Consider the following 26210-nt stretch of genomic DNA (forward strand, 5'->3'; position numbering starts at 1 on the left):
GCCATGGCACGTCCCGTCTGGCACGGTTTCATCGCGGCAGCCCTGGGCGGGCTTCTTATCGCGGGCGGCGCGCTGGCGCAGGACGACGCGCCCCTGCCCGAGCGGCGGCTGTCCCTGCAGGCCGATACCGACCTGCCCGGCGGCGACCTGGGCCCGATCTTCGACACCACGCTGCAAGCCTGCGTGCAGGCGTGCCTTGGCAACGACGACTGCCGCGCGCTGACCTATAACCAGCGCTCCCGCGCCTGCTTTCCCAAGGGCGGCGATGCGGGCGCGCCCTCGGCGTTCGCGGGCGCGATCTCGGGCCATGTCGCGACGGCTTCGGCCGAAACGCGGCTGCGCGCCGAATCGCGCGCCGCCGCCGCGCCCTTCGTCAGCGCGCAGGACCGCGAGGCGGCCCGGACCCAGGCGCGGCTGTTTCCCGCCATGCATCCGGCGCTGGGTCCGGGCGATGCTGGCGCCCAGGCCGCCGAGGCCGAACGGGCCGGCGACCTGGCCGGGGCGGCGCGGATCATGGCCTCGCTGGCGGCGCGCGACGACCGGGCCGAGGACTGGACCAACCTGGCGCGGCTGACGCTTTATGTCAGCGACCAGGACGACCGCGAGGCGTCGGCATCCATCGCCTCGATGGCGATCAACGGCTATCTGCGGGCGGGCGAGGATGCGGTGGCCGCCCGCGCGCTGTCCTGGCTGGCCATGGCGTGGGAGCGGCTGGACCGCGGCCGCGACGCGCTGCCGGCGCTGCGGCTGGCGGCGCAGCTTTCGCCGGGCGACAATGCCATCGCCCAGGCGCTGGAGGAATCGCAGGCCCGCAACGGGCTGCGCGTCACCGACACCCAAGTCGAATCCGAAGGCCGGATGCCGCGGTTCTGCGCGGTGATGTCGCGCAGCCTGGCCGAGGGCACCGATTACGCGCAATTCCTGCGCCTGCCCGGCCGCGACCTGACCGTCGAGGCCGATGGCGACCGGCTGTGCGTGGCCGGGCTGACCCATGGGCAAGAGGTCGAGCTGACCCTGCGCGCCGGCCTGCCCTCGGCCGATGGCGAGACGCTGGCCCGCGACGTGACGCTGAAAGGCTATGTCCGCGACCGCGCGCCCTCGGTCCGCTTTCCCGGCCGCGCCTATGTGCTGCCCGCCTCGGGCGACCAGCGGCTGGCGATGGTCACGGTCAATGCCGAGGTGATCGACCTGCGGCTCCTGCGGATTTCCGACCGCAACCTGATCCGCGTCATGGCCGAGGACATGTTCGCCAAGCCCCTGGACAGCTGGCAGGCCGATTATTTCGGCGACCGCATGGCGCGCGAGGTCTGGAAGGGCACGGCGCAGGTGGCCCGGCCCATGGGGCAGGAGGTGCTGAACCAGGAACTGACCACCAGCCTTTCCATCCCGGCCGAGGCCGGCCCGCTGGAACCCGGCATCTATATCGTCGAGGCCGGGATCCAGAACCAGGACATCTCGGATACCGGGCTGGCGACGCAATGGTTCGTGATCTCGGATTTCGGGATCTCGACCTTCTCGGGCGCGGACGGGCTGACCGTCGCGGTGCGCAGCCTGGCCGATACCGCCGCCAAGGCGGGGGCCGAGGTGGCGCTAGTCAGCCGCTCGAACGAGGTGCTGGCCAGGGCCGTGACCGACGACCAGGGCCTGGCGCATTTCGCGCCGGGGCTTGCCATGGGCCGCGACGGCGCGGCGCCGGCGCTGGTCACGGTGACGGAATGGCAGGGCGAGGGCGCCGAGCGCGCACCGCGCGACATGGCCTTCCTGTCGCTGTCGGACCCCGAGTTCGACCTGTCGGACCGCGGCGTCGAGGGCCAGCCCCCCGCGCCGCCCATCGACCTGTTCGTGACCACCGACCGCGGCGCCTATCGCGTGGGCGAGACGGTGAACGCCACCGTGCTGGCCCGCGATGCCGATGCCCGCGCGCTGGAAAACCTGCCGCTGACCGCGGTGATCCTGCGCCCCGACGGGGTCGAGGCCACCCGCATGCCCGCAAGGGACGCGGGCGCCGGCGGCAGCGTGGTCGCCTGGCAGATCCCCGGCAACGCCCCGCGCGGCACCTGGCGCCTGGAGCTGCGCGCCGAGGCCGACGGCCCGGCCCTGGCCACCGCGCGGATGCTGGTCGAGGATTTCCTGCCCGAGCGCATCGACTTCACCCCGCGCCTGCCCGAAGGCCCGTCCCGCGCCGGCGCGACGCTGGAGCTGTCGCTTGACGCGCATTGGCTGTTCGGCGCCCCGGCCGCGAACCTGCCGGTCGAGGGGCAGTTGCGCCTGTCGCCGACCCGCAGCCTGAGCGGCTTCGACGGCTATGTCTTTGGCCGCCACGACGACGACAGCGCGCCGGTCACGGACAGCCTGCCCGCCGGCACAACCGATGCCCAAGGCCATTACCAGGCGCAGATCGACCTGCCGGAGGCCGCCCAGCTCGGCCCCCGTCCGGTCGAGGCCGAGGTGGTGCTGGACATCCGCGAAGGCGCCGGCCGCCCGGTCGAGCGCAGCGAGTCGCGCGTGGTCATGCCCGAGGCCCCGGTCGCGGGCATCCGCCCGCTGTTCGAGGGCGACACGGTATCCGAAAACAGCGAGGCGCGTTTCGCGCTGGTCGCGGTCGGCCCGGACCTGAAGCCGGCGGCCGAGCCGCTGCGCTGGGTGCTGAACCGCATCGACACCGATTACCAATGGTATTCGCTGGGCGGGCAATGGAACTGGGAGGCGATCACCAGCCGCACCCGCATCGCCGAAGGCGTGGCCGAGCCGGGCGAGGCCCCGGCCGAGATCGCCGCCCCGGTCGAATGGGGCCAATACGAATTGGTGGCCGAGCCGGCATCGGGCCAGGGCGGGCAAAGCTCGGCGCAGTTCTATGCCGGCTGGGGCGCGGTCGCCAATGCGGGAACCGAGACGCCGGACCGGCTGCAGGTGGTGCTGGACAAGCCCGCCTATCGCAGCGGCGAGACGGCACGGGTCCGGGTCGAGGCGGCGAGCGACGGGCTGGGCCTGGTCTCGGTGCTGTCGAACCGGCTGGTCTCGATGCAGACCATGGCGCTGAAGGCGGGCGAGAACCAGATCGACCTGCCCGTGACCGACGATTGGGGCGCCGGGGTCTATGTCACCGTCAGCGCCATCCGCCCCCTGGGCGAGGCGCGGCCGGGCGACCGCCAGCCGGTGCGCGCCCTGGGCCTGGCCCATGCCGCCGTCGATCCCGGCGACCGCAAGCTGACGGCCAGCATCACAGCCCCGGCCGAAACCCGCCCGCGCGGCACCGTCCCGGTCACGCTGAAGGTCGAGGGCGCGGCGGGCGAAACGGTCCACGCCACCGTCGCCGCCGTCGACCAGGGGATCCTGAACCTCACCCGCTTCCAGCCGCCGGACCCGTCGCAGCATTACTTCGGCCAGCGCCGGCTGGGCGTGGCGCTGCGCGACCTTTACGGCCGGCTGATCCTGCCGACCGGGGCGCCGGACGGCGCGCTGCGCGAGGGGGGCGACGCCAGCCTTGCCGGCAATGCCGAGGCGCCGCCGCCGACCGAAAAGCTGATGAGCTGGTTTTCCGGCCCGGTGACGCTGGGCGCGGACGGCACCGCCACCATCGAAGTGCCGGTGGGCGATTTCAACGGCGAGTTGCAGGTGATGGCCGTGGCCTGGTCGGAAAAGGGCGTGGGCCAGGCCGATGCCTCGGTGCTGGTGCGCGATCCGGTGGTGATGACCGTGACCGCCCCCGCCTTCCTTGCCCCGAACGACAGCGCCCGGCTGGGCCTGCGGCTGACCCATACCTCGGGGCCGGCCGGAGAGATGCGGCTGGCGCTGTCGCAGGTCGGCGGCGAGGGCGGGCTGACCTATTGGGTGGAGCCCCAGGTGCAGCTGGGCGAAAAGGCCGAGGCGCAGGTGGACATCCCCGTGACCGCGACCGAGGCGCTTGGCACCGCCAACCTGCGGCTGGTGCTGACCACGCCCGATGGCGAGGAACTGACCAAGGACATCGCCGTCCCCGTCGCCCTGAACGAGGCCGACATCCAGCGTCAGGACCGGCTGGTCGTCGAGCCGGGACAAAGACTGACCGTGCCCGCCAGCCTGACGCAGGGCCTGTTGCCGGGCGCCGAGGTGACGGCGGCGCTTGGCCCCTATGCCCGGCTGGACGTGGCCGGCGCGCTGATGCGGCTGGCGCGCTATCCCTATGGCTGCACCGAGCAGTTGGCCTCGGGCGCGATGCCGCTGATCTACCTGCCCGGCCTTGCCGCCGCCGAGGGGGTCGAGGGCGGCGATGCGGCCGAGCAGGTGGACAAGGCGATCACCCAGATCCTGACCCGGCAGGGCTCGAACGGCGGTTTCGGGCTGTGGTCGGCCGATTCGGGCGACCTGTGGCTGGAAGCCTATGTCACCGACTTCCTGTCGCGGGCGCGGGCGGCGGGGCATCAGGTGCCCGAGACCGGCTTCCGCATGGCCATCGACAACCTGCGCAACCGCGCCAATTACGCCACCGAACCCGGCGCCGCCTCGGCCGAGGAAAACGCGGCGCTGGCCTATGCGCTGGCGGTGCTGGCGCGGGAACGGGCAGCCACGGTGGGCGATTTGCGCTATTACGCCGATACCGCCGCCGGGTCGTTCTCGACGCCCATGGGCGCGGCCAGCCTGGGGGCGGCGCTGGCCTCATACGGCGACCAGGGGCGGGCGGACCGGATGTTTGCGCAGGCACGCAACCTGCTGAACCTGGGCGCGCCCGAGCCCCATGCCTTCCGCGCCGATTACGGCACCCGGCTGCGCGACGCGACCGCCGTGCTGGCGTTGGCGGCCGAGGCGAGGACGCAGGCCGTTGATGCCACCGACCTGACCAGCCAGATCGCCGAGCGTATCGCGCAGGCCCAGCAGGACGGCCGCAGCCTGTCCACGCAGGAATCGGTCTGGACGGTGCTGGCGGCGCAGTCGCTGTTCGGCGCGGCCCCGCCCGCGACGCTGAACGGGGTGGCGCTGACCCAGCCGGTCGCCAGCCTGCCCGCCGATGCCAGCATCGCCAATACCGGCGAGGGCGCGCTGGAGGTGACGCTGACCGCGACCGGCAAGCCCTCGGGTCCGGTCGCGGCCGGAGGCAAGGGCTATGCCATCGCGCGGCGCTATTACAGCCTGCAGGGCGAGGCGCTGGACCCCGCGCAGCTGCCGCAGGGCACGCGCATGGTCGTGGTGCTGGAGATCGCGCCGCAATCCGAGGGCGGCGGCCGGCTGGTCGTCGCCGACCCCCTGCCCGCCGGGTGGGAGATCGACAACCCCAACCTGCTGCGCGCCGGCGATGTCTCGGCGCTGGACTGGCTGGAGGGCGAGACCGCGGCCGAAATGACCGAGTTCCGCGCCGACCGCTTTGCCGCGGCGCTGACCTGGACCTCGGCCGAAAGCTTCCGGCTGGCCTATATCGTCCGCGCGGTGACGCAGGGCGAGTTCCGCCACCCGGCCGCCAGCGTCGAGGACATGTATCGCCCCGAGTTCCGCGCCTGGTCGAACGGCGGCACGGTCACGGTCACGCCCTGAACCGTCGGCACCCCGGCCCCGAAGCGGCCGGGGTGTTTCGTCGCGGGCGCTTCACGAAAGCATTGCTTGCCCCGCAGCGCCGGGGCGGGCAATATCCCGCCATCGCGTAAGGAAGGGAGGACGCCTTGCCCGAGACCCGCCCGGCAACGCCCAGCGCAACCCGCCACGAAGATCGCGTGGTCCAGGCGTCGCAATCGCCCGGCGCCGTCACCCGGCTGGCGGCAAGCTGGCGCCGCTCGATGCTCAAGCACGGGCTGGACCCGACTCGCCCCCCCGACCCCCGCCGCCTGACCGAGCGCGAACTGTCCGAGCGGGTCGAGCGCATGGACCGCTTCATCGCCGTCGCCCGGCCGCAGCTGGACCAGCTGTTCCAGCTGGTCTGCCCGACCGGCTGCAACCTGCTGCTGACCGACGCGCAGGGCATCGTGCTGGAACACCGCGTGAGCCAGGGCGACGCCGCCACCTTCCGCGGCTGGGGGCTGTGGCGCGGCATGGACTGGTCCGAGGAGGTGCAGGGCACCAACGGCATCGGCACCTGCCTGGCCGAGGGGCGGCAGGTCACGATCCACCGCGACGAGCATTTCTATGCCCGCAACACCGGGCTGTCCTGCATGGACGCGCCGATCTGGGGCCCGGACGGGCGGCTGATCGCGGCGCTGGACATCAGCTCTGCCCGCGCCGACCATACCGAGCGGCTGAACGCGCTGATCGCGGCGCAGGTCGCGCACAGCGCGCGGGCGATCGAAGCCGCCTTCTTTCGCGTCTCGTTCCCCGGCGCGCGCATCGTCACCCCCGAGGCCGTGGGGACCGAGGACGGCACGCTCTTGCTCGCCGTGGACAAGGACGACCTGGCCATCGGCGCCAACCGCGCCGCCCGCCGCGCCTTCGGCCTTGAGAAAGAGGGGCAGTTGCGCCCGCGCCCGGCCTCGGACCTGCTGGGCCGGCAGGACGAGGCGACCGGCTTCGAGCGCGCCGAACGCGCCGCCGTGATTCGCGCCCTGGCCAGAGCCGAGGGCAATGTCTCGGCCGCCGCCCGCGCGCTGGGGGTGGGACGCGCCACGCTATACCGCCGCATGGCGCGGCTGGGCATCGACGAAAATCCCGGCAAACTGTCTCGCCCCTGAAACACATCGGCCCCGCGGCGCGAAACCCCGCGTTGACCCCAGGGGGCCTCAGGGCACAGGCTCTTGTGCAACCGGCTGGAGGAGCCGGGCTGACAGGAGGAACATCATGCCGAACGATCAGACGCATCCTTTCCGGGGCGTGAACGCGCTGCCCTTCGAGGAACGCTATGACAATTTCATCGGCGGCGAATGGGTGGCGCCCGTCTCGGGCAAGTATTTCACCAACACCACCCCGATCACCGGCGCCGAGATCGGCCAGATCGCGCGCTCGGAGGCCGGCGACATCGAACTGGCGCTGGACGCCGCCCATGCCGCCAAGGACAAATGGGGCGCGACCAGCCCGGCCGAGCGCGCCAACATCATGCTGAAGATCGCCGACCGGATGGAGCGGAACCTGGAGCTGCTGGCCACCGCCGAGACCTGGGACAACGGCAAGCCGATCCGCGAGACCATGGCCGCCGACCTGCCGCTGGCCATCGACCATTTCCGCTATTTCGCCGGCGTGCTGCGCGCGCAGGAAGGCTCGATCAGCCAGATCGACAACGACACCGTCGCCTATCACTTCCACGAGCCGCTGGGCGTGGTGGGCCAGATCATCCCCTGGAACTTCCCGCTGCTGATGGCCTGCTGGAAGCTGGCGCCCGCGATTGCCGCCGGCAATTGCGTGGTGCTGAAACCGGCCGAGCAGACCCCGGCCGGCATCATGGTCTGGGCCAACCTGATCGGCGACCTGCTGCCGCCGGGCGTGCTGAACATCGTCAACGGCTTCGGGCTCGAGGCCGGCAAGCCCCTGGCCTCCAGCAACCGCATCTCGAAGATCGCCTTCACCGGCGAGACGACGACCGGCCGCCTCATCATGCAATATGCCAGCGAGAACCTGATCCCGGTGACGCTGGAGCTGGGCGGCAAGTCGCCGAACATCTTCTTTGCCGACGTCGCGCGCGAGGATGACGATTTCTTCGACAAGGCGCTGGAAGGCTTTGCCATGTTCGCGCTGAACCAGGGCGAGGTCTGCACCTGCCCGTCGCGCGTGCTGATCCAGGAATCGATCTATGACCGCTTCATGGAACGCGCCGTCCAGCGCGTGCAGGCGATCAAGCAGGGCGACCCGCGCGAAAGCGACACCATGATCGGCGCCCAGGCGTCGAGCGAGCAGAAGGAAAAGATCCTCAGCTATCTCGACATCGGCAGGAAGGAAGGCGCCGAGGTGCTGACCGGCGGCAAGGCGGCCGACCTGGGCGGCGAGTTGTCGGGCGGCTATTACATCGAGCCGACGATCTTCCGCGGCCACAACAAGATGCGCATCTTCCAGGAGGAAATCTTCGGCCCCGTGGTCTCGGTCACGACCTTCAAGGACGAGGCCGAGGCGCTGGAGATCGCCAACGACACGCTTTACGGCCTGGGCGCCGGGGTGTGGTCGCGCGACGCCAACACCTGCTACCGGATGGGCCGCGGCATCAAGGCCGGCCGGGTCTGGACCAACTGCTACCACGCCTATCCGGCCCATGCGGCCTTCGGCGGCTACAAGCAGTCGGGCATCGGGCGCGAGACGCACAAGATGATGCTGGACCACTATCAGCAGACCAAGAACATGCTGGTCAGCTATTCCCCCAAGAAGCTGGGCTTCTTCTGAGGGAATGGCCGGGCGCGAGTCACCCCGCGCCCGGCACACCCCTTTCCTTCCCCTCCCCTTTCCTCCCCCAAGAGCAACTGCAAGGAGTTCCCTCTCATGGCCAAGACCATGAAAGCCGCCGTCGTGCGCGCATTCGGCAAGCCGCTGACCATCGACGAGGTGCCGGTCCCCGAACCCGGACCCGGCATGATCCAGGTGAAGATCCAGGCATCCGGCGTCTGCCACACCGACCTGCACGCCGCCGAGGGCGACTGGCCGGTCAAGCCGAACCCGCCCTTCATTCCGGGGCACGAGGGCGTGGGCTTCGTCTCGGCCGTGGGCGCCGGGGTCAAGCACGTCAAGGAGGGCGACCGCGTCGGCGTGCCCTGGCTCTACACCGCCTGCGGCCATTGCCGCCATTGCCTGGGCGGCTGGGAAACGCTGTGCGAAAGTCAGCTCAACACCGGCTATTCGGTGAACGGCGGTTTTGCCGAATATGTCGTGGCCGATCCGAACTATGTCGGCCACCTGCCGAAGAACGTCGATTTCGTCGAGATCGCCCCGGTGCTTTGCGCGGGCGTCACGGTCTACAAGGGGCTGAAGGTCGCCGATACCAAGCCCGGAGACTGGGTGGTGATCTCGGGCATCGGCGGGCTGGGCCACATGGCGGTGCAATATGCCAAGGCCATGGGGATGAACGTGGCCGCCGTGGACATCGACGACGAAAAGCTCGCGCTGGCGCGCAAGCTGGGCGCGACGGTGACGGTCAATGCCGCGACCGACCCCGACCCGGCCGCCGCGATCAAGCGCCAGACCGACGGCGGCGCGCAGGGCGTGCTGGTCACCGCCGTGGGCCGCAAGGCGTTCGAGCAGGCCATCGGCATGGTCGCCCGCGGCGGCACCGTGGCGCTGAACGGCCTGCCGCCGGGCGACTTTCCGCTGGACATCTTCGGCATGGTGCTGAACGGCATCACCGTGCGCGGCTCGATCGTCGGCACCCGGCTGGACTTGCAGGAATCGCTGGATTTCGCCGGCGAGGGCAAGGTCAAGGCGACCGTGCATCGCGCCAAGCTCGAGGATATCAACGATATCTTCGGCCAGATGCACAAGGGCCAGATCGAGGGCCGCATGGTGCTGGACATGGCGGGCTGAACATGGAACCCGTCGCCAATCCCGAGGGGCTGGACCAGGTCGATGCCACCCCGGCCGCGCTGGCGCTTCTGGCCGAGATCGTCGCCGATCACGGGCCGGTGCTGTTCCACCAGTCCGGGGGCTGCTGCGACGGGTCTTCGCCCATGTGCTATCCGCAGGGCGATTTCCGCATCGGCCAGCATGACGTGAAGCTGGGCGAGATCGGCGGCATGCCGTTCTATATCTCGGCCAGCCAATACGAAGCCTGGAAGCACACCCGCCTGGTCATCGACGTGGTGCCCGGCCGCGGCGGCATGTTCAGCCTGGACAACGGGCGCGAGCGGCGCTTCCTGGTGCGGTCCGAGATCTGCCGGCTCTGACCGCGGCGCGGGCGCACGGCCTCCCCCAAGCCGTCCGTGCGCCCGCCCTGCCCCCCTGCCGCTTGCGGCGAGGTCGGCAGCATGCAGGCACGCGCCCGCCCGTCCGGCGCCTGCGAATGCTCCATTCCTCCGGCCCAGGCCCGCCTTTTTCCGTCCCGGTCCCTGGGGGCTTGGCTGAAAGAAGGCGCGTTCGCGGCTGCGAAGGGGGCACCTTTCCGCAATGGCGGAAGGTGGCGCTTGCAGCAGCAAGAAAAACGCAAGAGCTTGAAAAGACTTGGAGGCGGGTACCGGAATCGAACCGGTCTTCACGGATTTGCAATCCTGCCCCGCTTGCTGAAAGCAAAGGCAAGCTTTGTAAACGTCCCTGCTTTGTTCACGGTCATGAATCAACGGCTTACGTTTCGACCGTAAACGGCTCGGCCGATGCAGCTGGTCGCGACCCTGTCAGTGATGGGGTACCGGTATGAGCCACGAAGCGACGATCTGGGTGATCAGGGGCGCCACAATTGATGACGCAGGTGTCCCGCAGTTCTGGGCCTTGCCTGCACAAAAGAAAACCGCCGGAGGAGCTGGCACTCCATCCGACGGCACTGTCAAAGGTCTTCTGTCCAAAGATTATGTCACAGCTTCCCGCCGCGCAACCCCGTGGGGAGGTGCAGCATGAGCTGGAAGGTTGCGAATCTTTGCGCCGGGCGGCGCTTCGGCAGTCCGGTCCGAAAGCAGATCATCATGTTTCTGGCCGACAAGGCCAGCGATGACGGGTCGGGCATCTGGTGCTCCAAGGGGACGATCCAGCGGCACACCGAGCTTGGCGAGACCACCGTCAAGCGCACGATCAACGAGTTCCTGAGCGAAGGCATCCTGATCGAGACCGGCCGCCGTGCCTGCAAGAACGGCTTTACCGTCGTCTATCGCATTTCCCTTGCCGCCGTCCGCACCCTGGAGGGCATTGCCGAACCCGACGACGAGACGGGGTCCACAGAGGACGGGGTCTTCCGTGAACCCGGAACGGGGTCCGCTGTGGACCCGGTACCCCGTCCACAGCGGACCCCAAACCATCCTGAAACCATCCATAAACCACCTTCGCGCGCGTGCGCACGCGAGGTGGCGACGGAATCTGTGGAGATACTGAAAGCCTATCCAACCGACCGATGTCGCGACGAAGCGGCCTGCCTGCATCACGTCGAGGCTGCCATGCAGGAGGTCGGGCGTGAAAAGCTTCTCTCGGCTTTAAAGCGCTATGCGCTGGAGACCGCAGGCTATACGCGCTCAAAGGTCTGCTTCTCGGACAACTGGTTCAGGACGGGCCGCTGGCGCGATTACATCGAGGACGAGCCGGAATCACCTCCTGAACCGACCCCGGCGCATGCGGCAAAAACTGCCGACTGGATCAAATCCCGTCATCCCCTGTGCCGGACCCTGAGCGTCGGGCAGGTCCGCATGGCGCTGGACCTCGAGCTGGTTTCCCGCAGCGAAGTGCGCGCCGCAGGCTTCAGCGAGGGATTAGGTTATGTCTGACCGCACCGGGAAATCCATCTTCGCGCACAAGCAGACCTATTCGCGCAAGGGAAACAGCAAGAGCCGGTCCGTCAGCGAGATCTCGCATGAGGCCGAGCGGCTGGACGGGGCCTGCCCGCATGTCGCAAGCCCGCAGCCGCCCACCATCCTCGAAGGCACCCGGCCCTCGGAGGTGGTCGCGCTGATCGAGCAGCGCATCGCCGAACAGAACAAGCTGCTGCGTCAGCGGCGCAAGGAGCAGCCGGATCGCAAGGACGATCTGCGCGGCATCCGCGTCGATACCCATGTGATGATCGGCAGCGTTTTCAGCTTTCCCGATCCGGTCGAGGACATGGACCAGGCTGAGTATCTGCGCTGGCGCAAGGACGTGATTGCCTTCGCCAAGGCCGATGCGGCGCAGAACGGGGCCGAGGTGCTGAGCATCGTCGAGCATCTCGATGAAGCCCACCCGCATGTGCATGTGCTGGCGGTGCCCATATGTGCAGATGACAATATGCGCATGGACGCCAAGCGCTGTCATGAGGGGCATCGCGAGCAGGACCAGCACAAGGATCACGGCTGGTCCGGCTCGCCGTCTCGCAGCTACAAGCAGGCGATGCGCGGCTGGCAGGACCGCTATCATGCCGAGGTCGGCGCGAAGCATGCGCAGGCCCGGACGGGGCCGCGCCGCCGCCGTCTGGACCGGGCTGCGTGGAAGGCCGAGCAGGAGCGGCTAAAGGCGCAGAAGGAGGCAGAGTGTGAACCGGCGTGCAAAATTGACCCCGTAACGGGGTAATCGGCTTCCAAAAATGACCCCCCTTACGCTGATGGTCATGATGCCTCCGAGGCTATCGGGGGGCACAGTGTGGGATGCTGGTTGTGGAGACGATTGCGAAGATCCGCCGGGCGTATTTCCAGGACAAGAAGTCGATCAAGCATATCTGCCGAGAGCTGCGGGTATCGCGGAACACGGTTCGGAAGGTGATCCGGTCCGGCGCAACGGAGATGACTTACGAGCGAACCGTCCAACCGCAGCCGAAGATCGGTCCCTGGAAAGGCAAGCTCGACGAGATGCTGGCGGCGAATGCGCGCAAGCCGAAGCGCGAGCGGCTGACCCGCATCCGGATTTTCGAAGAGCTCAGGGCCCTCGGATATGACGGCGGCTACGACGCGGTCCGACGCTATGCGGCTTCGTGGTCGCAGGCGGAGCAGGAAGCGTCAGCCGCCGCCTATGTGCCACTGAGCTTCGATCCGGGTGAAGCCTACCAGTTCGACTGGAGTCACGAGGTCGTTCTGATCGACGGCGTGACCACCACGGTGAAGGTGGCTCACGTCCGGCTTTGTCATAGCCGGATGCTGTTCGTCCGGGCCTACCCGCGAGAGACGCAGGAAATGGTGTTCGATGCCCATGACAAGGCCTTTGCCTTCTTCGGCGGCGCCTGTGCGCGTGGGATCTACGACAACATGAAGACGGCGGTGGACACGATCTTCGTCGGCCGCGACCGCGCGTATAATCGCCGGTTCCAGCAGATGTGCGGACACTACCTTGTCGATCCCGTCGCCTGCACCCCCGCGTCCGGCTGGGAGAAGGGACAAGTAGAGAACCAGGTTGGCGTTGTCCGGCGGCGGTTCTTCGTGCCGCGGCCGCGCTTCAAGAGCTACGCGGAACTCAACGCCTGGCTTCAGGATCGCTGTATTGCCTGGGCCAAGGCCCATCCGCACCAGGAATTGCGTGATCGGACAATCTGGGACGTGTTCCAGGATGAGCGGGCGAGCCTGGTGCCCTACGTCGGCCCTTTCGACGGATTCCATGCCGTGCCGGCCTCGGTGTCCAAGACCTGCCTCGTTAGGTTCGACAAGAACCGCTACTCGGTCGATGGTCGCGCCGTCGGCCGTCCGGTCGAGATCCGCGCCTATGCCGAGCGGGTCGAGGTCTGGCAGGACGGCAAGATCGTCGGCCGGCACGACCGCGCCTTCGGGCGCGACAAGGCCATCTATGACCCGCTGCACTACATCCCGGTGCTGGCCCGCAAGCCCGGCGCCCTTCGAAACGGCGCTCCCTTCAAGGAATGGGAACTGCCGCCGGCGATACGACGCGTCCAGCGTAAGCTGGGGCGCGTGCCGAACGGTGACCGTCAGATGGTCCAGATCCTGAGCATGATCCCAACGGATGGACTGGAAGCCGTCGAGGCTGCCTGCGTCGAGGCCCTGACCGAAGGCGCCCCGGCGGCATCGGTCGTTCTGAACATCCTGGCCCGACATCGCGAGCCACCACCTCCGTTGACCATCGCCACGCCGGACGCGTTGCGCCTGACCTGCGAGCCCGTGGCCGACTGCAAACGCTACGACAGCCTCAGGAGACCCCGCCATGGAAAGATCACAGGTGCTGGACGCGATGGGCCAGTTGAAGCTCTACGGCATGAAGGCCGCCTACGATGAGATCATCGCCACGGCGGTGAAGCGACAGCACGAACCGCAGCAAATCGTGGGCGACCTGCTGAACGCCGAGATCAGCGAGAAACAAGCTCGCTCGATCAAATACCAGATGACCATCGCCAAGCTGCCCTTGGCCAAGGAAGTCGACGAGTTCAGCTTCGAAGACACGCCCGTAAACGAAACGCTGGTGCGCGATCTGGCCTCCGGAGAGTTCCTCGAGCATCAGCGTAACGTCGTCCTCATCGGCGGCACCGGGACCGGCAAATCCCACCTTGCCGTCAGCATCGCCCGGGCCTGCATCCGCCGTGGCAAGCGCGGCCGCTTCTTCAACGTCGTGGACCTGGTGAACAAGCTGGACGCCGAAGCCCGCGCCGACCGACAGGGACGCACTGCGGATCTCCTGTGCCGCCTCGACTTCCTGATCCTCGACGAGTTGGGATATCTGCCGTTCGCCCAGACGGGTGGCCAGCTCCTGTTCCACCTCATCAGTCGCCTTTACGAACGCACCTCGATCATCGTGACGACGAACCTCGACTTCGGCGAATGGCCGACCGTCTTCGGAGACGCGAAGATGACAACGGCGCTCCTCGACCGACTGACCCATCACTGTGACATCGTCGAGACCGGCAACGAGAGCTGGCGCTTCAAGACGCGGGAATGACCGAGACGCCGCTGGCCCGATCCGGTTGCGCTGTATGGAGGCTACACCGCATCGGGCCAGCTACCCGTGCTGACCAAGCGGGGTCATTATTGGGCGCCGAAAGGGGGTCAAAGTTGCGTGCCGATTGACAGACCACGGGAAACCGGGCCGGCCCTCGCTGTTTTTCCGTGCCGCGCTGCGCGACGGCGTACTGGAGGTGCCGCAACCCGGCAGCGCAGAGGTGAAGGGATGAGCATGCTTGCCTCGTTGGTGCGGGCCTATGATCGGCTGCCCGATGCACCGCCCTTCGGCTTCTCGACCGAGAAGATCGGCTTTTGCGTACTGCTGAACGCGGACGGATCGGTTGCCAGTGTCGAGGATCTGCGCGGCGACGACAGGAAACGTAGCCCCAGGATGCTGCTGGTGCCGCAGGCCGTAAAGCGGACCGCCGGCATTGCCCCCAACTTCCTGTGGGACAAGTCGGCCTATGTGCTGGGTGTGACCGCTGGTGAAGGCAAAAGGACGGCGGAGGAACATGCCGCCTTCCGCGCTCGCCACGCGGAATGGCTTGCGGAAACCGACGATCCTGGCGTGCTGGCTTTCCTGCGCTTCCTGGACGGCTGGAGCCCGGATGCCTTCGCTCCACCCCTCTGGCTCGATGAGATGCGCGACCAGAACATCGTCTTCGCCCTGGCCGAGGAATATCGCGAGCGTTTCCTGCATGAACGCCCGGCTGCGCGCGCGTTGTGGCGGCGCCTCGGGGCCGAGGGCGCCTCGGACCCGCAGATCTGCCTGGTGACGGGCGAACCCGGTTCGGTGGCGCGGCTGCATCCCTCGATCAAGGGGGTCTGGGGGGCGCAATCCTCGGGTGCGAGCCTGGTGTCCTTCAACCTCGACGCCTTCACGTCCTACGGTCACGATCAAGGTGACAACGCCCCTGTCTCCGAGGCAGCGGCCTTTGCCTATGGCACGGTGCTGAACCGCTACCTCGACAAGGATAGCGGCCATCGCATCCAGATCGGCGATGCCTCGACGGTGTTCTGGGCGGATTGCAGCGATATGAAGCTGGCCGCGGAGGCGGAGGTCTTCTTTGCGGCGTTGCTGGACCCCGCTTCCGAGGAGAAGCTGGTTGCCGAGGATGAGAGGTTGGAAACCGCCAAAATCCATTCCCGCCTCGACGCCATCCGCAATGGTCAGCGCCTGTCGCGGGTCGCGCCGGAACTGGCCGAGGGGGTGCGCTTTCATGTCCTAGGGCTGGCCCCCAATGCCGCCCGGCTTTCGGTGCGCTTCTACTGGCAGGACGATTTCGGCAGGCTGACCGCGAATTTTCAGCGCTACCTTGAGGATACGGCGATAGATCCGCCGCCGCGCGACGGCTGGCCGGCGCTCTGGCGCTATCTCTTGGAACTGGCCTCGCAAGGCAAGCGCGAGAACGTGCCGCCGCTGATCGCCGGGGAGTGGTTGCGCGCGATCCTGACCGGCACGGCCTATCCGCTGACCCTGCTTTCTACGGTGCTGATGCGCATGCGCGCCGATGGCGAGATCAACGCCCTGCGATGCGCCATGCTGAAATCCATTCTGATCCGCAACCTGAAGATGGAGGCTCCCGTGGCGCTTGATCCCGCCAATACCAACAAGGGCTATGTCCTTGGGCGGCTGTTCGCCGTCTACGAAGAGGTGCAGCGCGCCGCACTTGGCGGCATCAATGCCACAATCAAGGACAAGTTCTATGGCGCGGCATCGGCGAGTCCGCAAAAGGTGTTCCGCACGCTGGATTCCGGCTCGGCCAACCATTTCGGCAAGCTGCGCAAGACCAACCCCGGCCGGGCGGTGAACCTTGAGAAGCTGCTGACCTCGATCACCGATCTGATGGACCCGGCCGGGGACCCGATCCCTGCCTCGCTGAATGCAGCAGAGCAGGCGCTGTTCGGCATCGGCTATTACCACCAGCGTTCCGATTTCTTTCGCAAGCACGATGACAAGACCCCCGAGGTATCCCAATGACCACGCTTTCCCGCCGCCATGATTTCGTGCTGATCTTCGACGTGACGAACGGCAATCCCAACGGCGACCCCGATGCGGGCAACCTGCCGCGGCTTGATCCCGAGACAAATCACGGCCTGGTCAGCGATGTCAGCCTAAAGCGGAAGATCCGCAATTACGTCGAGCTCGCGCGCGAGGGAACGGAAGGGCACCATATCTATGTCCAGGAAGGCGCGATCCTGAACGAAAAGCACCGTCAGGCCTATGTTGCATTGCGGGGCGACGAGAAGTCGAAAAAGGATGCCAAGCTGAACCCAAGGGACGACGCCGAGGCAAGGGAACTGCGCGACTTCATGTGCCGCAATTTCTTCGACGTGCGGACATTCGGTGCCGTCATGTCTACCGGGATCAATTGCGGTCAGGTCAAGGGCCCGGTGCAGATGACCTTCGCCAATTCGGTCGAGCCGGTTCTGCCGGTCGAGATTTCGATCACCCGCATGGCGGCCACCAACGAGGCCGAGCAGAAGAAGCGGGCCGAAGGGGACGATGGCGATTTGCGCACCGACAACCGTACGATGGGCCGCAAGCATATCGTGCCCTATGGCCTCTATGTCGCGCATGGCTTCGTCTCGGCCAAGTTCGCCGAACGTACGGGCTTTTCCGAAGCCGATCTGGACCTGCTGTTCGAGGCGCTGGCGAACATGTTCGAGCATGACCGCGCGGCCGCGCGGGGCGAGATGACTTCGCGCAAGCTGATCGTCTTCCGCCATGCGAATGCGCTTGGCAATGCGCCGGCACACCGGCTGTTCGACCTGGTTCAGATCGGCCGCAACGTGGATGGCGAATTCCGTGCGCTGGACGACCGCGGTCTTGGCAACCTGCCGCCAGCGCGGAAATTCGCGGATTACACCGTCGCCATCGACCGCGAGGGGCTGCCCGAAGGCGTTGAAATCCTCGAACTCATCTGATCATGGCCAGCGTCGAGGAACCCATTCCCCTCTCGGCGCTGCAACATGCGGTCTATTGCCTGCGCCAAGCCGCTCTGATCCATCTGGAGCGGCTTTGGGCCGAGAACCGCTTTACCGCCGAGGGCGATGTCCTGCACGCCGTCGCTGACAAGGGCGGCAGTCGCAAGGCGCGTGGCGTGCGGCGGGTGATGGCCTTGCCACTGGCGTGCCATCGATTGAACCTGACCGGCACCGCCGACCTGGTCGAGTTCCTCCCCGGCCCGGCTGGCGAGACCGCTTTCCCCATCGAATACAAGCGCGGCAAGCCCAAGATGCACCGCGCCGATGAGGTGCAGCTTTGCGCGCAGGCGCTCTGCCTCGAAGAGATGACCGGCCGCCCGGTGGCACAGGGTGCACTGTTCTACGGTCAGACCAAACGCCGGGTCACCGTGCCCTTCGATGCCGATCTGCGTGCGCTGACCGAAAGCACCGCTGCCGAACTGGCCGCAGTCCTGGCCAGTCGCCGCACGCCGCCCCCGACGCCGCATCGCAGCCGCTGCCGGGCCTGTTCGCTTTTGGATCTGTGCCGGCCCGAGGCGATACGCCGTCCCGTGCGGCAATGGCGCGATCGTATGCTGGCAAGGGCGCTGGAATGAAAAAGCTGCTGAACACCGTCTATGTCACGACCGAGGGGACCGCCCTGAAGAAGGATGGCGAGAACCTGGTGGCCGAAATCGAGGGGGCTGAAAAGGCGCGTGTACCCTTGCATATGCTGGCCTCGGTCGTCGCCTTCGGGCCGATCCTGCTGTCTCCGGCGCTGATCGGCATCTGTGCCGAGCGCGGCATCACGTTGGTGCTTCTGGATCGCGCCGGGCGGTTCCAGGCCCGGGTCGAGGGGCCGGTCGCGGGGAATGTCCTGCTACGGCGTGCACAATATCAGGCGGCCGACGACGCGACGGATGTGGTGCGCGGCATCGTCATGGGCAAGATCGCCAACCAGCGCGCGGTGATCCGGCGCGCGCTGCGCGATTACGGCGGCGAGATGACGACCGAGGCGCGTAATGGGCTCGAGCGGGCAACGGATCGCATGGCCATGATCCTGCGCCGCGTGCAGTTGTCCGACGATAGCGTGGATCTGTTGCGCGGCTCCGAAGGTGAGGCGGCGACGCTGTATTTCGGCGTCTTCGATCACCTGATCCGCTCACCCGATCCCGAGCTTCGCTGGACGGGCCGCTCGCGTCGCCCGCCGCTCGATCCGATGAATGCGGTACTGTCCTTTCTCTATACCCTGCTGACCCATGATTGCCGTTCGGCCTGCGAGGCGGTCGGGCTGGATCCCGCCGTTGGCTTCCTGCACCGCGACCGCCCCGGCCGGCCCAGCCTCGCGCTGGACCTGATGGAAGAGCTTCGCGCGCCCTTGGCGGATCGTCTGGCGCTGTCCCTGGTGAATCGCCGCCAGTTGCGCGCGGGGGACTTTCGCCGCATGGACGGCGGTGCGGTGCTGCTGACCGACGACGCTCGCCGCACCATCCTGACCGCCTGGCAGGAGCGCAAGAAGGAAGAGCGCCAGCATCCCTTCCTGCAGGAAAAGGCGCCGTTCGGCCTGGTGCCCTATCTTCAGGCGCAGATGCTGGCGCGTCATCTGCGCGGCGATCTGGACGCCTATCCGCCCTGGTTCTGGAGTTGAGATGCTTGTCCTGGTCACCTATGACGTGAATACGCTGGACACCGGCGGCAAGAAGCGTTTGCGTCAGGTTGCCCGAGCGTGCGAGGATTACGGCCAGCGGGTGCAATTCTCGGTCTTCGAGATCGAGGTGGACCCGGCGCAATGGACCCGGCTGAAGGCGCGCCTGGAAGGGATCATCCGCCCCGAGGTCGACAGCCTGCGCTATTACTACCTTGGTTCGAACTGGTCGCGCCGGGTCGAGCATGTCGGTGCAAAACCCGCGATGGATCTTAACGGCCCGCTGATTCTATAGTTTTCTTGTCCCTGCGAACATGAAGCGTGCCGACTTTTGCGCTGAGGTTCGCATCGGGGCGGCTTTTTTGAAATCGTTGGATTTTCTTTTCCTGTCCGTCATATCGGCTGACTTAGGACGAGCGCAACTGCCCCTTTCGCATTCGCAAGGAAGATTGCGGCATAACAACAGCGCGGTATAGGGAGGGCGGTCGCCCCCTTCGCGGGGGCGTGGATCGAAACAGCGCCGCCTCGGCCTTGGCAATACGGTCCAGCCGTCGCCCCCTTCGCGGGGGCGTGGATCGAAACCGGCTATCGCTCATGGTGCCGGCGCGGCCTACGGTCGCCCCCTTCGCGGGGGCGTGGATCGAAACGCCGGGAACACGGTCTAACCCCTGACAGGAGGCGTCGCCCCCTTCGCGGGGGCGTGGATCGAAACCGACAGTCACCGTTGCATGACTGGTCGAGCCACGTCGCCCCCTTCGCGGGGGCGTGGATCGAAACTGCGGCGTAGGCGCGCTGACTGTCACCAAGCAGGTATCGCCCCCTTCGCGGGGGCGTGGATCGAAACCAGCGATGAAACATGCCCGTATCAACGGGCTGCAAAGTCGCCCCCTTCGCGGGGGCGTGGATCGAAACGCGCCCCGTCCACAATCAGGAGGCGGCCATGAAAGTCGCCCCCTTCGCGGGGGCGTGGATCGAAACTTGACCTCGATCACGTCATTGGCGGTCGTGACCCGTCGCCCCCTTCGCGGGGGCGTGGATCGAAACCCGACGATCACGACACGAGCGCCCGCCCCGTAAGTCGCCCCCTTCGCGGGGGCGTGAATCGAAACACGCCCTCGGCTCGCTCGTGCTGACCTGCCCCCCGGAAGTTCCCTCGCTGTGATGTAGAGTCTGCCCAACCTGAGAAGGAGCAGACGACATGAGGAAAAGCCGGTTCACCGAGGCGCAGATTATCGGGATGATCAAGGAGCAGGAGGCGGGTTTGCCGACTTCCGAGCTTTGCCGGAAGCACGGGTTGAGCCCCGCGACGTTCTACAAGCTCAAGGCGAAGTATGGCGGGATGGACCTGTCGGACGCCAAGCGGCTGAAGCAGCTCGAGGACGAGAACGCGAAGCTGAAGCGCCTTCTGGCCGATGCCATGCTGGACAACGTGGTTCTGAAGGATCTCTTGGGAAAGCCCTGACGACACCGGTGCAACGGCGGGACGCGGTGCTGCGGGCGATGAAGGATCATCCGATCTCTCAGCGTCGGGCCTGTGTCCTGATCGGTGTCGATCCGAAGACGGTGCGGCGTGACAGGCCACCCGACAACCCGGAAATCCGTGAGGAGATGCACAAGATTGCCGAGAAGCGCCGGCGGTTCGGCTACCGGCGCGTGGGCATCCTGCTGGAGCGCAAGGGCATGATCATGAACGAGAAGAAGCTCTATCGCATCTACCGGGAAGAGGGCCTGTCGGTGCGCCGCAGGCGTGGCCGCAAGAGGGCACGAGGTAGCCGGACGCCAATACCAGCGCCGTTGAGGCCAAACCAGCGGTGGTCGTTAGACTTCCTGTCCGACACGTTCGGGGCCTGCCGCAAGTTCCGCATTCTGGCTGTGAACGACGATTGCTGCCGCGAGAACCTGGCGTTGATCGCTGACACGAGCATCTCTGGGGCTCGGGTGGCACGGGAACTGGATGCGCTGGTCAGGATTTACGGCAAGCCCGCTTGCATCGTCAGCGACAACGGAACCGAGTTCACCAGCAAGGCCATCCTGAAATGGGCCAACGCGAACGGCGTCGAATGGCACTACATCGACCCGGGCAAGCCGCAGCAGAATGGCTACATCGAAAGCTTCAACGGCAGCCTGCGCGACGAATGCCTGAACGAGGAAATCTTCGACAGCCTGGCTGATGCCCGCCGCAAACTGGCCCTCTGGCGCTACGACTACAACAACGTCAGGCCCCATTCCTCGCTGGGCAACAAGACCCCGTCCGACGCGCGCCGAGCGCTTGAGCAATCTGAGGGCTCCGCGCCCGGCGCGCTTGCCACACCCGAAACCAACCAATATCAACCCCAAGGACTCTCGTTATGAACGAGGGACGACCGGGGGGCAGGTCAAGGCCAGATCGCGCACCAGCGTTTCGTTTACGGGCGTGTCTTCGAAGCTGAACTCGTCGACTTCCTTGGCCAAGGGCAGCTTGGCGATGGTCATCTGGTATTTGATCGAGCGAGCTTGTTTCTCGCTGATCTCGGCGTTCAGCAGGTCGCCCACGATTTGCTGCGGTTCGTGCTGTCGCTTCACCGCCGTGGCGATGATCTCATCGTAGGCGGCCTTCATGCCGTAGAGCTTCAACTGGCCCATCGCGTCCAGCACCTGTGATCTTTCCATGGCGGGGTCTCCTGAGGCTGTCGTAGCGTTTGCAGTCGGCCACGGGCTCGCAGGTCAGGCGCAACGCGTCCGGCGTGGCGATGGTCAACGGAGGTGGTGGCTCGCGATGTCGGGCCAGGATGTTCAGAACGACCGATGCCGCCGGGGCGCCTTCGGTCAGGGCCTCGACGCAGGCAGCCTCGACGGCTTCCAGTCCATCCGTTGGGATCATGCTCAGGATCTGGACCATCTGACGGTCACCGTTCGGCACGCGCCCCAGCTTACGCTGGACGCGTCGTATCGCCGGCGGCAGTTCCCATTCCTTGAAGGGAGCGCCGTTTCGAAGGGCGCCGGGCTTGCGGGCCAGCACCGGGATGTAGTGCAGCGGGTCATAGATGGCCTTGTCGCGCCCGAAGGCGCGGTCGTGCCGGCCGACGATCTTGCCGTCCTGCCAGACCTCGACCCGCTCGGCATAGGCGCGGATCTCGACCGGACGGCCGACGGCGCGACCATCGACCGAGTAGCGGTTCTTGTCGAACCTAACGAGGCAGGTCTTGGACACCGAGGCCGGCACGGCATGGAATCCGTCGAAAGGGCCGACGTAGGGCACCAGGCTCGCCCGCTCATCCTGGAACACGTCCCAGATTGTCCGATCACGCAATTCCTGGTGCGGATGGGCCTTGGCCCAGGCAATACAGCGATCCTGAAGCCAGGCGTTGAGTTCCGCGTAGCTCTTGAAGCGCGGCCGCGGCACGAAGAACCGCCGCCGGACAACGCCAACCTGGTTCTCTACTTGTCCCTTCTCCCAGCCGGACGCGGGGGTGCAGGCGACGGGATCGACAAGGTAGTGTCCGCACATCTGCTGGAACCGGCGATTATACGCGCGGTCGCGGCCGACGAAGATCGTGTCCACCGCCGTCTTCATGTTGTCGTAGATCCCACGCGCACAGGCGCCGCCGAAGAAGGCAAAGGCCTTGTCATGGGCATCGAACACCATTTCCTGCGTCTCTCGCGGGTAGGCCCGGACGAACAGCATCCGGCTATGACAAAGCCGGACGTGAGCCACCTTCACCGTGGTGGTCACGCCGTCGATCAGAACGACCTCGTGACTCCAGTCGAACTGGTAGGCTTCACCCGGATCGAAGCTCAGTGGCACATAGGCGGCGGCTGACGCTTCCTGCTCCGCCTGCGACCACGAAGCCGCATAGCGTCGGACCGCGTCGTAGCCGCCGTCATATCCGAGGGCCCTGAGCTCTTCGAAAATCCGGATGCGGGTCAGCCGCTCGCGCTTCGGCTTGCGCGCATTCGCCGCCAGCATCTCGTCGAGCTTGCCTTTCCAGGGACCGATCTTCGGCTGCGGTTGGACGGTTCGCTCGTAAGTCATCTCCGTTGCGCCGGACCGGATCACCTTCCGAACCGTGTTCCGCGATACCCGCAGCTCTCGGCAGATATGCTTGATCGACTTCTTGTCCTGGAAATACGCCCGGCGGATCTTCGCAATCGTCTCCACAACCAGCATCCCACACTGTGCCCCCCGATAGCCTCGGAGGCATCATGACCATCAGCGTAAGGGGGGTCATTTTTGGAAGCCGATTACCCCGTTACGGGGTCAATTTTGCACGCCGGTTCACAGAAATCCTGCTGCGCGAAGCAAAGCAACTCGCAGGTGCGGGCGATCCGCCCTCCGCTCCGCGCCCAAGTGTGCGATGAAAGGTATAAGCCGTGGAGGGGCTACATGTCAGCCTTACCGTCTCACTTCACCCAGATGATTGGCCTGATCCGTGCCGAGGATCTGGCCGAGGAATGGGGCTATGCCGGCGCGAATAGTGCCTTTCGCAATTTCTGCGCAAAGCTCGGCCTGCGGCATGTTCCAGGCCGTCCCGGATGGTTCGATCCCAAGCATGTTCGTCAGCGCCTCGATGCGGCCCAAGGTATGGATATCCTGACGCCGTCGCGGGGCTCAGATGGTGCCGCGTCGCTGGTGGCGCAACGGAGGGCGCGCAATGCTTCGATCTAACCGGCCGAAGGGCGTTCATTGCGTTCGGCGCGTCACCAAGGCGGGCGCGAAGTTTCATTTCTATGCTTGGCGCGGTGGGCCCAAGTTCTGGGAGGACAGCGCCCGCTTTCCGAGTGATCCGGCTTTCTTCGTGGCATTCGCCGAGGCAACCGCCCGCCCCAAGCCGGCGCATTACATGACCGAGCAAATGGTCGATGACTTTCTGTCGAGCGCAGAGATGCCCAAGGGCGAGCGCACCCGGCAGGATTATCGCCTCTGGGCGCTACGCTTCGCGGCGGCGTTCAAGGACGACCCTGCCGCGATGTTCGAGGAACCCGAGGCGCGCGGCGAGGTTAATGAATGGCGCAAGCAATGGGCGCATTCGCCGCGCCAGTACGACTATGCCGGAACCGTGGTGACGCGGATCCTCAATTGGGCCTGGAAGGACGCCGGCAAGATCCGGATGCACTACTGCGGCGACTTTCGGAAGGTCTATGAGGTGGATCGTTCGGAAATCGTGTGGACTCCGGCGCAGCGTGAAGCTGTTTGCGCCATCGCGCCGGAGTGGGTGCAGCGCATCCTTACTGCCGGCTGTGAAACCGGGCTACGGCCGGCCGATCTGGTGCGCCTGCATCGCAACCAGATCGAGAAGACGCCGCAGGGGCGCCGCATTCGCATCAGGACGAATAAGCGCAAGCGCATCGCCACAGTTCCCGTCACCCCGGCCATGGCCGCGCTGATCGATGCCACGCCGGTCGACCGCATGTTGATCCTGGTCAGTGATCGCGGGCGGGCTATGACCGGCCGTCACGCCTCGGACAGCCTGCGCTACTGGCGGAACAAGGCAGGGCTGACACCCGAGGCTCTGGGGTATGATTTGCGGCTCCAGGATACGCGTGGGACCGCTGCTACACGTCTGCTGAATGCGGGGCTTGAACTGGCGCATATCGCCTCGCACATGGGCTGGTCGGTGCGTTACGCGGCAGCCGTAATCGAGCATTACGCTCGCGTCTCGCCGGATGAATCGGATGGCATTCTGGTCAAGCTTGCCCAAGCGAAAGGGGGCGCAAAGTGAACGAAACTGTAAACGCTACTGTAAACGCTGGAATGAGGGGAAAGCCCGATATGGCACAAGCTCTTGAAAATACTTGGAGGCGGGTACCGGAATCGAACCGGTCTTCACGGATTTGCAATCCGCTGCGTAACCTCTCCGCCAACCCGCCGGAGCCTTGCGTTTGCTAGGGTTTCCAAGGCGCGGGGTCAAGGGGGTTATTGCTGCGGCCGCCGCTTTCCCCCTTCGCCTGCGACCGGGTGACGGCCGGGATCAGCGATAGACATGGTCCCGGCGGAAGGGATAGGCGGATTGCGCCCCAGGCAGGTCCGGCGTCGCCAGCGCCGGGTCGGGATGGATCAGCAGGATCTGGTAAAGCGCCACCCAGCCCTGCTCGAAAGCCAGCGCGCAGCCTGCCAGATACAGCCGGTAGGCCTGCAACACCTCGGCCGCGCGATCGGGCGGCATCGAGCGCGCCAGCACTTGCTCGGCCTCGGGCAACTGCGCCTCCAGCGCGTCGGACCAGGCCCAGAGCGTGCGGGCGTAATGCGGGCGCAGGTTCTCGGTATCGACCATCTCCAGCCCGGATTGCGACAGGCTGCGGATGGCCTGGCTGACATGGACCAGCTCGCCGCCGGGAAAGATGTATTTCTCGATGAAATCGCCCAGGCCGCCGCCCACCATCGCGTCGTCCAAGCCCGAGGCGGCGATGCCGTGGTTCAGCGCCAGCCCGCCAGGCCGCAGCAGCCGGCGCAGCGTGTCGCAATAGATGCCCATCCGGGCGCGGCCGACATGTTCGAACATGCCCACCGACGCCAGCTTGTCGAAGGGCTGGTCGGGCACGAGGTCGCGATAGTCGCACAGCCGGATGCGCACCCGGTCGCCCAGGCCCTCCTCGGCGATGATCCGGCCGACATGGTCGAACTGGTTCTGCGACAGGGTGATGCCGGTGGCATCGACGCCGTAATGGCGCGCGGCATGCAGCAAGAGCCCGCCCCAGCCGGCGCCGATGTCGACGAAGCGCTCGCCGGGGCGCAGGTCCAGCTTGCGGCAGATCAGGTCCAGCTTGGCCTCTTGCGCCTGCGCCAGCGTCATCTGCGGCTCGGCGAAATAGGCGCAGGAATAGACCCGCCGCGGGTCGAGCCAGAGCGCATAGAACTCGTCCGAGACATCGTAATGCGCGCGGATCTGCCTTGCATCGCGGTCGCGGCTGTGGCGCAGCAGCGAATGCACGTGATAGAGCAGCCGCTGCCAGGGCTTGGGCTGGATCGGCTGGCCGTCGCTGGGCACCAGCGCCGCCACGATCCGCATCAGGTCGCGCATCGAGCCCTCGATCCGGGCGCGGCCGCGGACGATCTCGTCCCCCAGCCGGCCCAGCCGGGCCGAGGCCAGCGGCGCCAGCGCGCCCATGTCCTTGAAGGCGATGGTCACGCGCGCATCGGGCGGGCCCAGTTGCCGCCCCGAGGGCAGGCGGACCGCCAGCGGCACCGAGAGCTGTTGCAGTTTCCGTTCGATCAGAGCTTCCAGAGCCGGCATGATCACCTCACGCTTGGGCTGGCCGCGGTTCGGGGGATGCGTGGTTGCGAGGCGCGGCAG

Annotated in this window: 19 protein-coding genes, 1 tRNA gene, 1 pseudogene and 1 CRISPR repeat array; of the genes and pseudogenes, 16 read left to right on the top strand and 5 right to left on the bottom strand. The window is 66.6% G+C overall.

The window, feature by feature from the left end:
* The first annotated feature begins 3 nt into the window (after nt 1-3).
* The 15 genes from E3U26_RS06240 (at nt 4) to E3U26_RS06310 (ending at nt 21291) form a co-directional block, all read left to right on the top strand.
* Nucleotides 4-5505 carry an alpha-2-macroglobulin family protein gene (locus E3U26_RS06240; protein WP_499105754.1) on the top strand — a complete coding sequence of 1834 codons (5502 nt, stop codon included), beginning with the start codon at nt 4-6 and terminating at the stop codon, nt 5503-5505.
* Nucleotides 5506-5630: 125 nt separating this feature from the next.
* On the top strand, nt 5631-6629 hold the full coding sequence (locus E3U26_RS06245; protein ID WP_036757076.1) for a helix-turn-helix domain-containing protein: 999 nt from the start codon (nt 5631-5633) through the stop codon (nt 6627-6629).
* Nucleotides 6630-6735: 106 nt separating this feature from the next.
* Nucleotides 6736-8262 carry an aldehyde dehydrogenase gene (adh, locus tag E3U26_RS06250; protein ID WP_072461760.1) on the top strand — a complete coding sequence of 509 codons (1527 nt, stop codon included), beginning with the start codon at nt 6736-6738 and terminating at the stop codon, nt 8260-8262.
* Between the two features lie 96 nt (nt 8263-8358).
* Nucleotides 8359-9393 carry a zinc-dependent alcohol dehydrogenase gene (gene adhP / locus E3U26_RS06255; protein ID WP_499105755.1) on the top strand — a complete coding sequence of 345 codons (1035 nt, stop codon included), beginning with the start codon at nt 8359-8361 and terminating at the stop codon, nt 9391-9393.
* Nucleotides 9394-9395: 2 nt separating this feature from the next.
* The gene (locus E3U26_RS06260) at nt 9396-9752 is read left to right on the top strand and encodes a DUF779 domain-containing protein (RefSeq protein ID WP_036757070.1); all 357 of its coding nucleotides are present in this window, start codon (nt 9396-9398) and stop codon (nt 9750-9752) included.
* A gap of 660 nt (nt 9753-10412) precedes the next feature.
* Complete coding sequence (locus E3U26_RS06265; RefSeq protein ID WP_499105756.1) at nt 10413-11270, top strand: hypothetical protein; 858 nt, start codon at nt 10413-10415, stop codon at nt 11268-11270.
* Nucleotides 11263-12045, top strand: coding sequence for a plasmid recombination protein (locus E3U26_RS06270; RefSeq protein ID WP_499105757.1), 783 nt, complete (start codon nt 11263-11265; stop codon nt 12043-12045). Before E3U26_RS06265 ends, E3U26_RS06270 begins: the two co-directional genes overlap by 8 nt.
* Nucleotides 12046-12119: 74 nt before the next feature.
* On the top strand, nt 12120-13688 hold the full coding sequence (gene istA, locus E3U26_RS06275; protein WP_028717560.1) for an IS21 family transposase: 1569 nt from the start codon (nt 12120-12122) through the stop codon (nt 13686-13688).
* Nucleotides 13618-14346: an IS21-like element ISPkr1 family helper ATPase IstB gene (gene istB, locus E3U26_RS06280; RefSeq protein ID WP_024843951.1), complete on the top strand. Its 729-nt coding sequence runs from the start codon at nt 13618-13620 to the stop codon at nt 14344-14346. Before istA (E3U26_RS06275) ends, istB (E3U26_RS06280) begins: the two co-directional genes overlap by 71 nt.
* Before the next feature lie 66 nt (nt 14347-14412).
* Nucleotides 14413-16329, top strand: coding sequence for a type I-C CRISPR-associated protein Cas8c/Csd1 (gene cas8c, locus E3U26_RS06285; RefSeq protein WP_499105759.1), 1917 nt, complete (start codon nt 14413-14415; stop codon nt 16327-16329).
* Nucleotides 16326-17276 carry a type I-C CRISPR-associated protein Cas7/Csd2 gene (gene cas7c / locus E3U26_RS06290; RefSeq protein ID WP_499105760.1) on the top strand — a complete coding sequence of 317 codons (951 nt, stop codon included), beginning with the start codon at nt 16326-16328 and terminating at the stop codon, nt 17274-17276. The genes cas8c and cas7c overlap by 4 nt, the downstream gene beginning before the upstream one ends.
* Nucleotides 17277-17278: 2 nt before the next feature.
* Entirely contained in the window at nt 17279-17911 is a 633-nt protein-coding gene (gene cas4 / locus E3U26_RS06295) for a CRISPR-associated protein Cas4 (RefSeq protein WP_499105761.1), read from the top strand.
* Nucleotides 17908-18942 (top strand): type I-C CRISPR-associated endonuclease Cas1, encoded by a 1035-nt coding sequence (gene cas1c / locus E3U26_RS06300; RefSeq protein WP_499105762.1) that lies wholly within the window; start codon nt 17908-17910, stop codon nt 18940-18942. Before cas4 ends, cas1c begins: the two co-directional genes overlap by 4 nt.
* A gap of 1 nt (nt 18943) precedes the next feature.
* Complete coding sequence (gene cas2 / locus E3U26_RS06305; protein WP_085503159.1) at nt 18944-19234, top strand: CRISPR-associated endonuclease Cas2; 291 nt, start codon at nt 18944-18946, stop codon at nt 19232-19234.
* Nucleotides 19235-19423: 189 nt separating this feature from the next.
* A CRISPR array of direct repeats spans nt 19424-20048; the repeat unit is 32 nt; unit sequence GTCGCCCCCTTCGCGGGGGCGTGGATCGAAAC.
* Between the two features lie 89 nt (nt 20049-20137).
* A protein-coding gene (locus E3U26_RS06310; RefSeq protein WP_114537220.1) for an IS3-like element ISPfe1 family transposase occupies nt 20138-21291 on the top strand; the annotation gives its coding sequence in 2 pieces (ribosomal slippage) (nt 20138-20384 and nt 20384-21291; 1155 coding nt in all).
* A gap of 27 nt (nt 21292-21318) precedes the next feature.
* On the opposite strand, the pseudogene istB (E3U26_RS06315) reads toward E3U26_RS06310, so the two are convergent.
* The 3 genes and pseudogenes from istB (E3U26_RS06315) to E3U26_RS06325 all read right to left on the bottom strand — a co-directional run.
* Nucleotides 21319-21588: pseudogene (istB, locus tag E3U26_RS06315) on the bottom strand (IS21-like element ISPkr1 family helper ATPase IstB); the annotation flags it as partial.
* Nucleotides 21518-23086: an IS21 family transposase gene (gene istA / locus E3U26_RS06320; protein ID WP_028717560.1), complete on the bottom strand. Its 1569-nt coding sequence runs from the start codon at nt 23084-23086 to the stop codon at nt 21518-21520. The pseudogene istB (E3U26_RS06315) and the gene istA (E3U26_RS06320), both read right to left, overlap by 71 nt.
* Nucleotides 23087-23311: 225 nt before the next feature.
* Entirely contained in the window at nt 23312-23497 is a 186-nt protein-coding gene (locus tag E3U26_RS06325; protein ID WP_499105764.1) for a hypothetical protein, read from the bottom strand.
* Nucleotides 23498-23570: 73 nt separating this feature from the next.
* Between E3U26_RS06325 and E3U26_RS06330 the strand changes: the two genes are divergently transcribed.
* Nucleotides 23571-24638 (top strand): tyrosine-type recombinase/integrase, encoded by a 1068-nt coding sequence (locus E3U26_RS06330; protein WP_499105765.1) that lies wholly within the window; start codon nt 23571-23573, stop codon nt 24636-24638.
* 74 nt (nt 24639-24712) lie between these two features.
* Here E3U26_RS06330 and E3U26_RS06335 read toward each other — a convergent pair.
* A tRNA-Cys gene (locus tag E3U26_RS06335) sits at nt 24713-24786 on the bottom strand.
* A 101-nt stretch (nt 24787-24887) separates the two neighbouring features.
* Complete coding sequence (locus E3U26_RS06340; RefSeq protein ID WP_036757148.1) at nt 24888-26150, bottom strand: class I SAM-dependent methyltransferase; 1263 nt, start codon at nt 26148-26150, stop codon at nt 24888-24890.
* Nucleotides 26151-26210 lie beyond the last annotated feature (60 nt).

Origin of the sequence: Paracoccus ferrooxidans (genome assembly GCF_029909815.1) — a bacterium.
GTDB lineage: Bacteria > Pseudomonadota > Alphaproteobacteria > Rhodobacterales > Rhodobacteraceae > Paracoccus > Paracoccus versutus.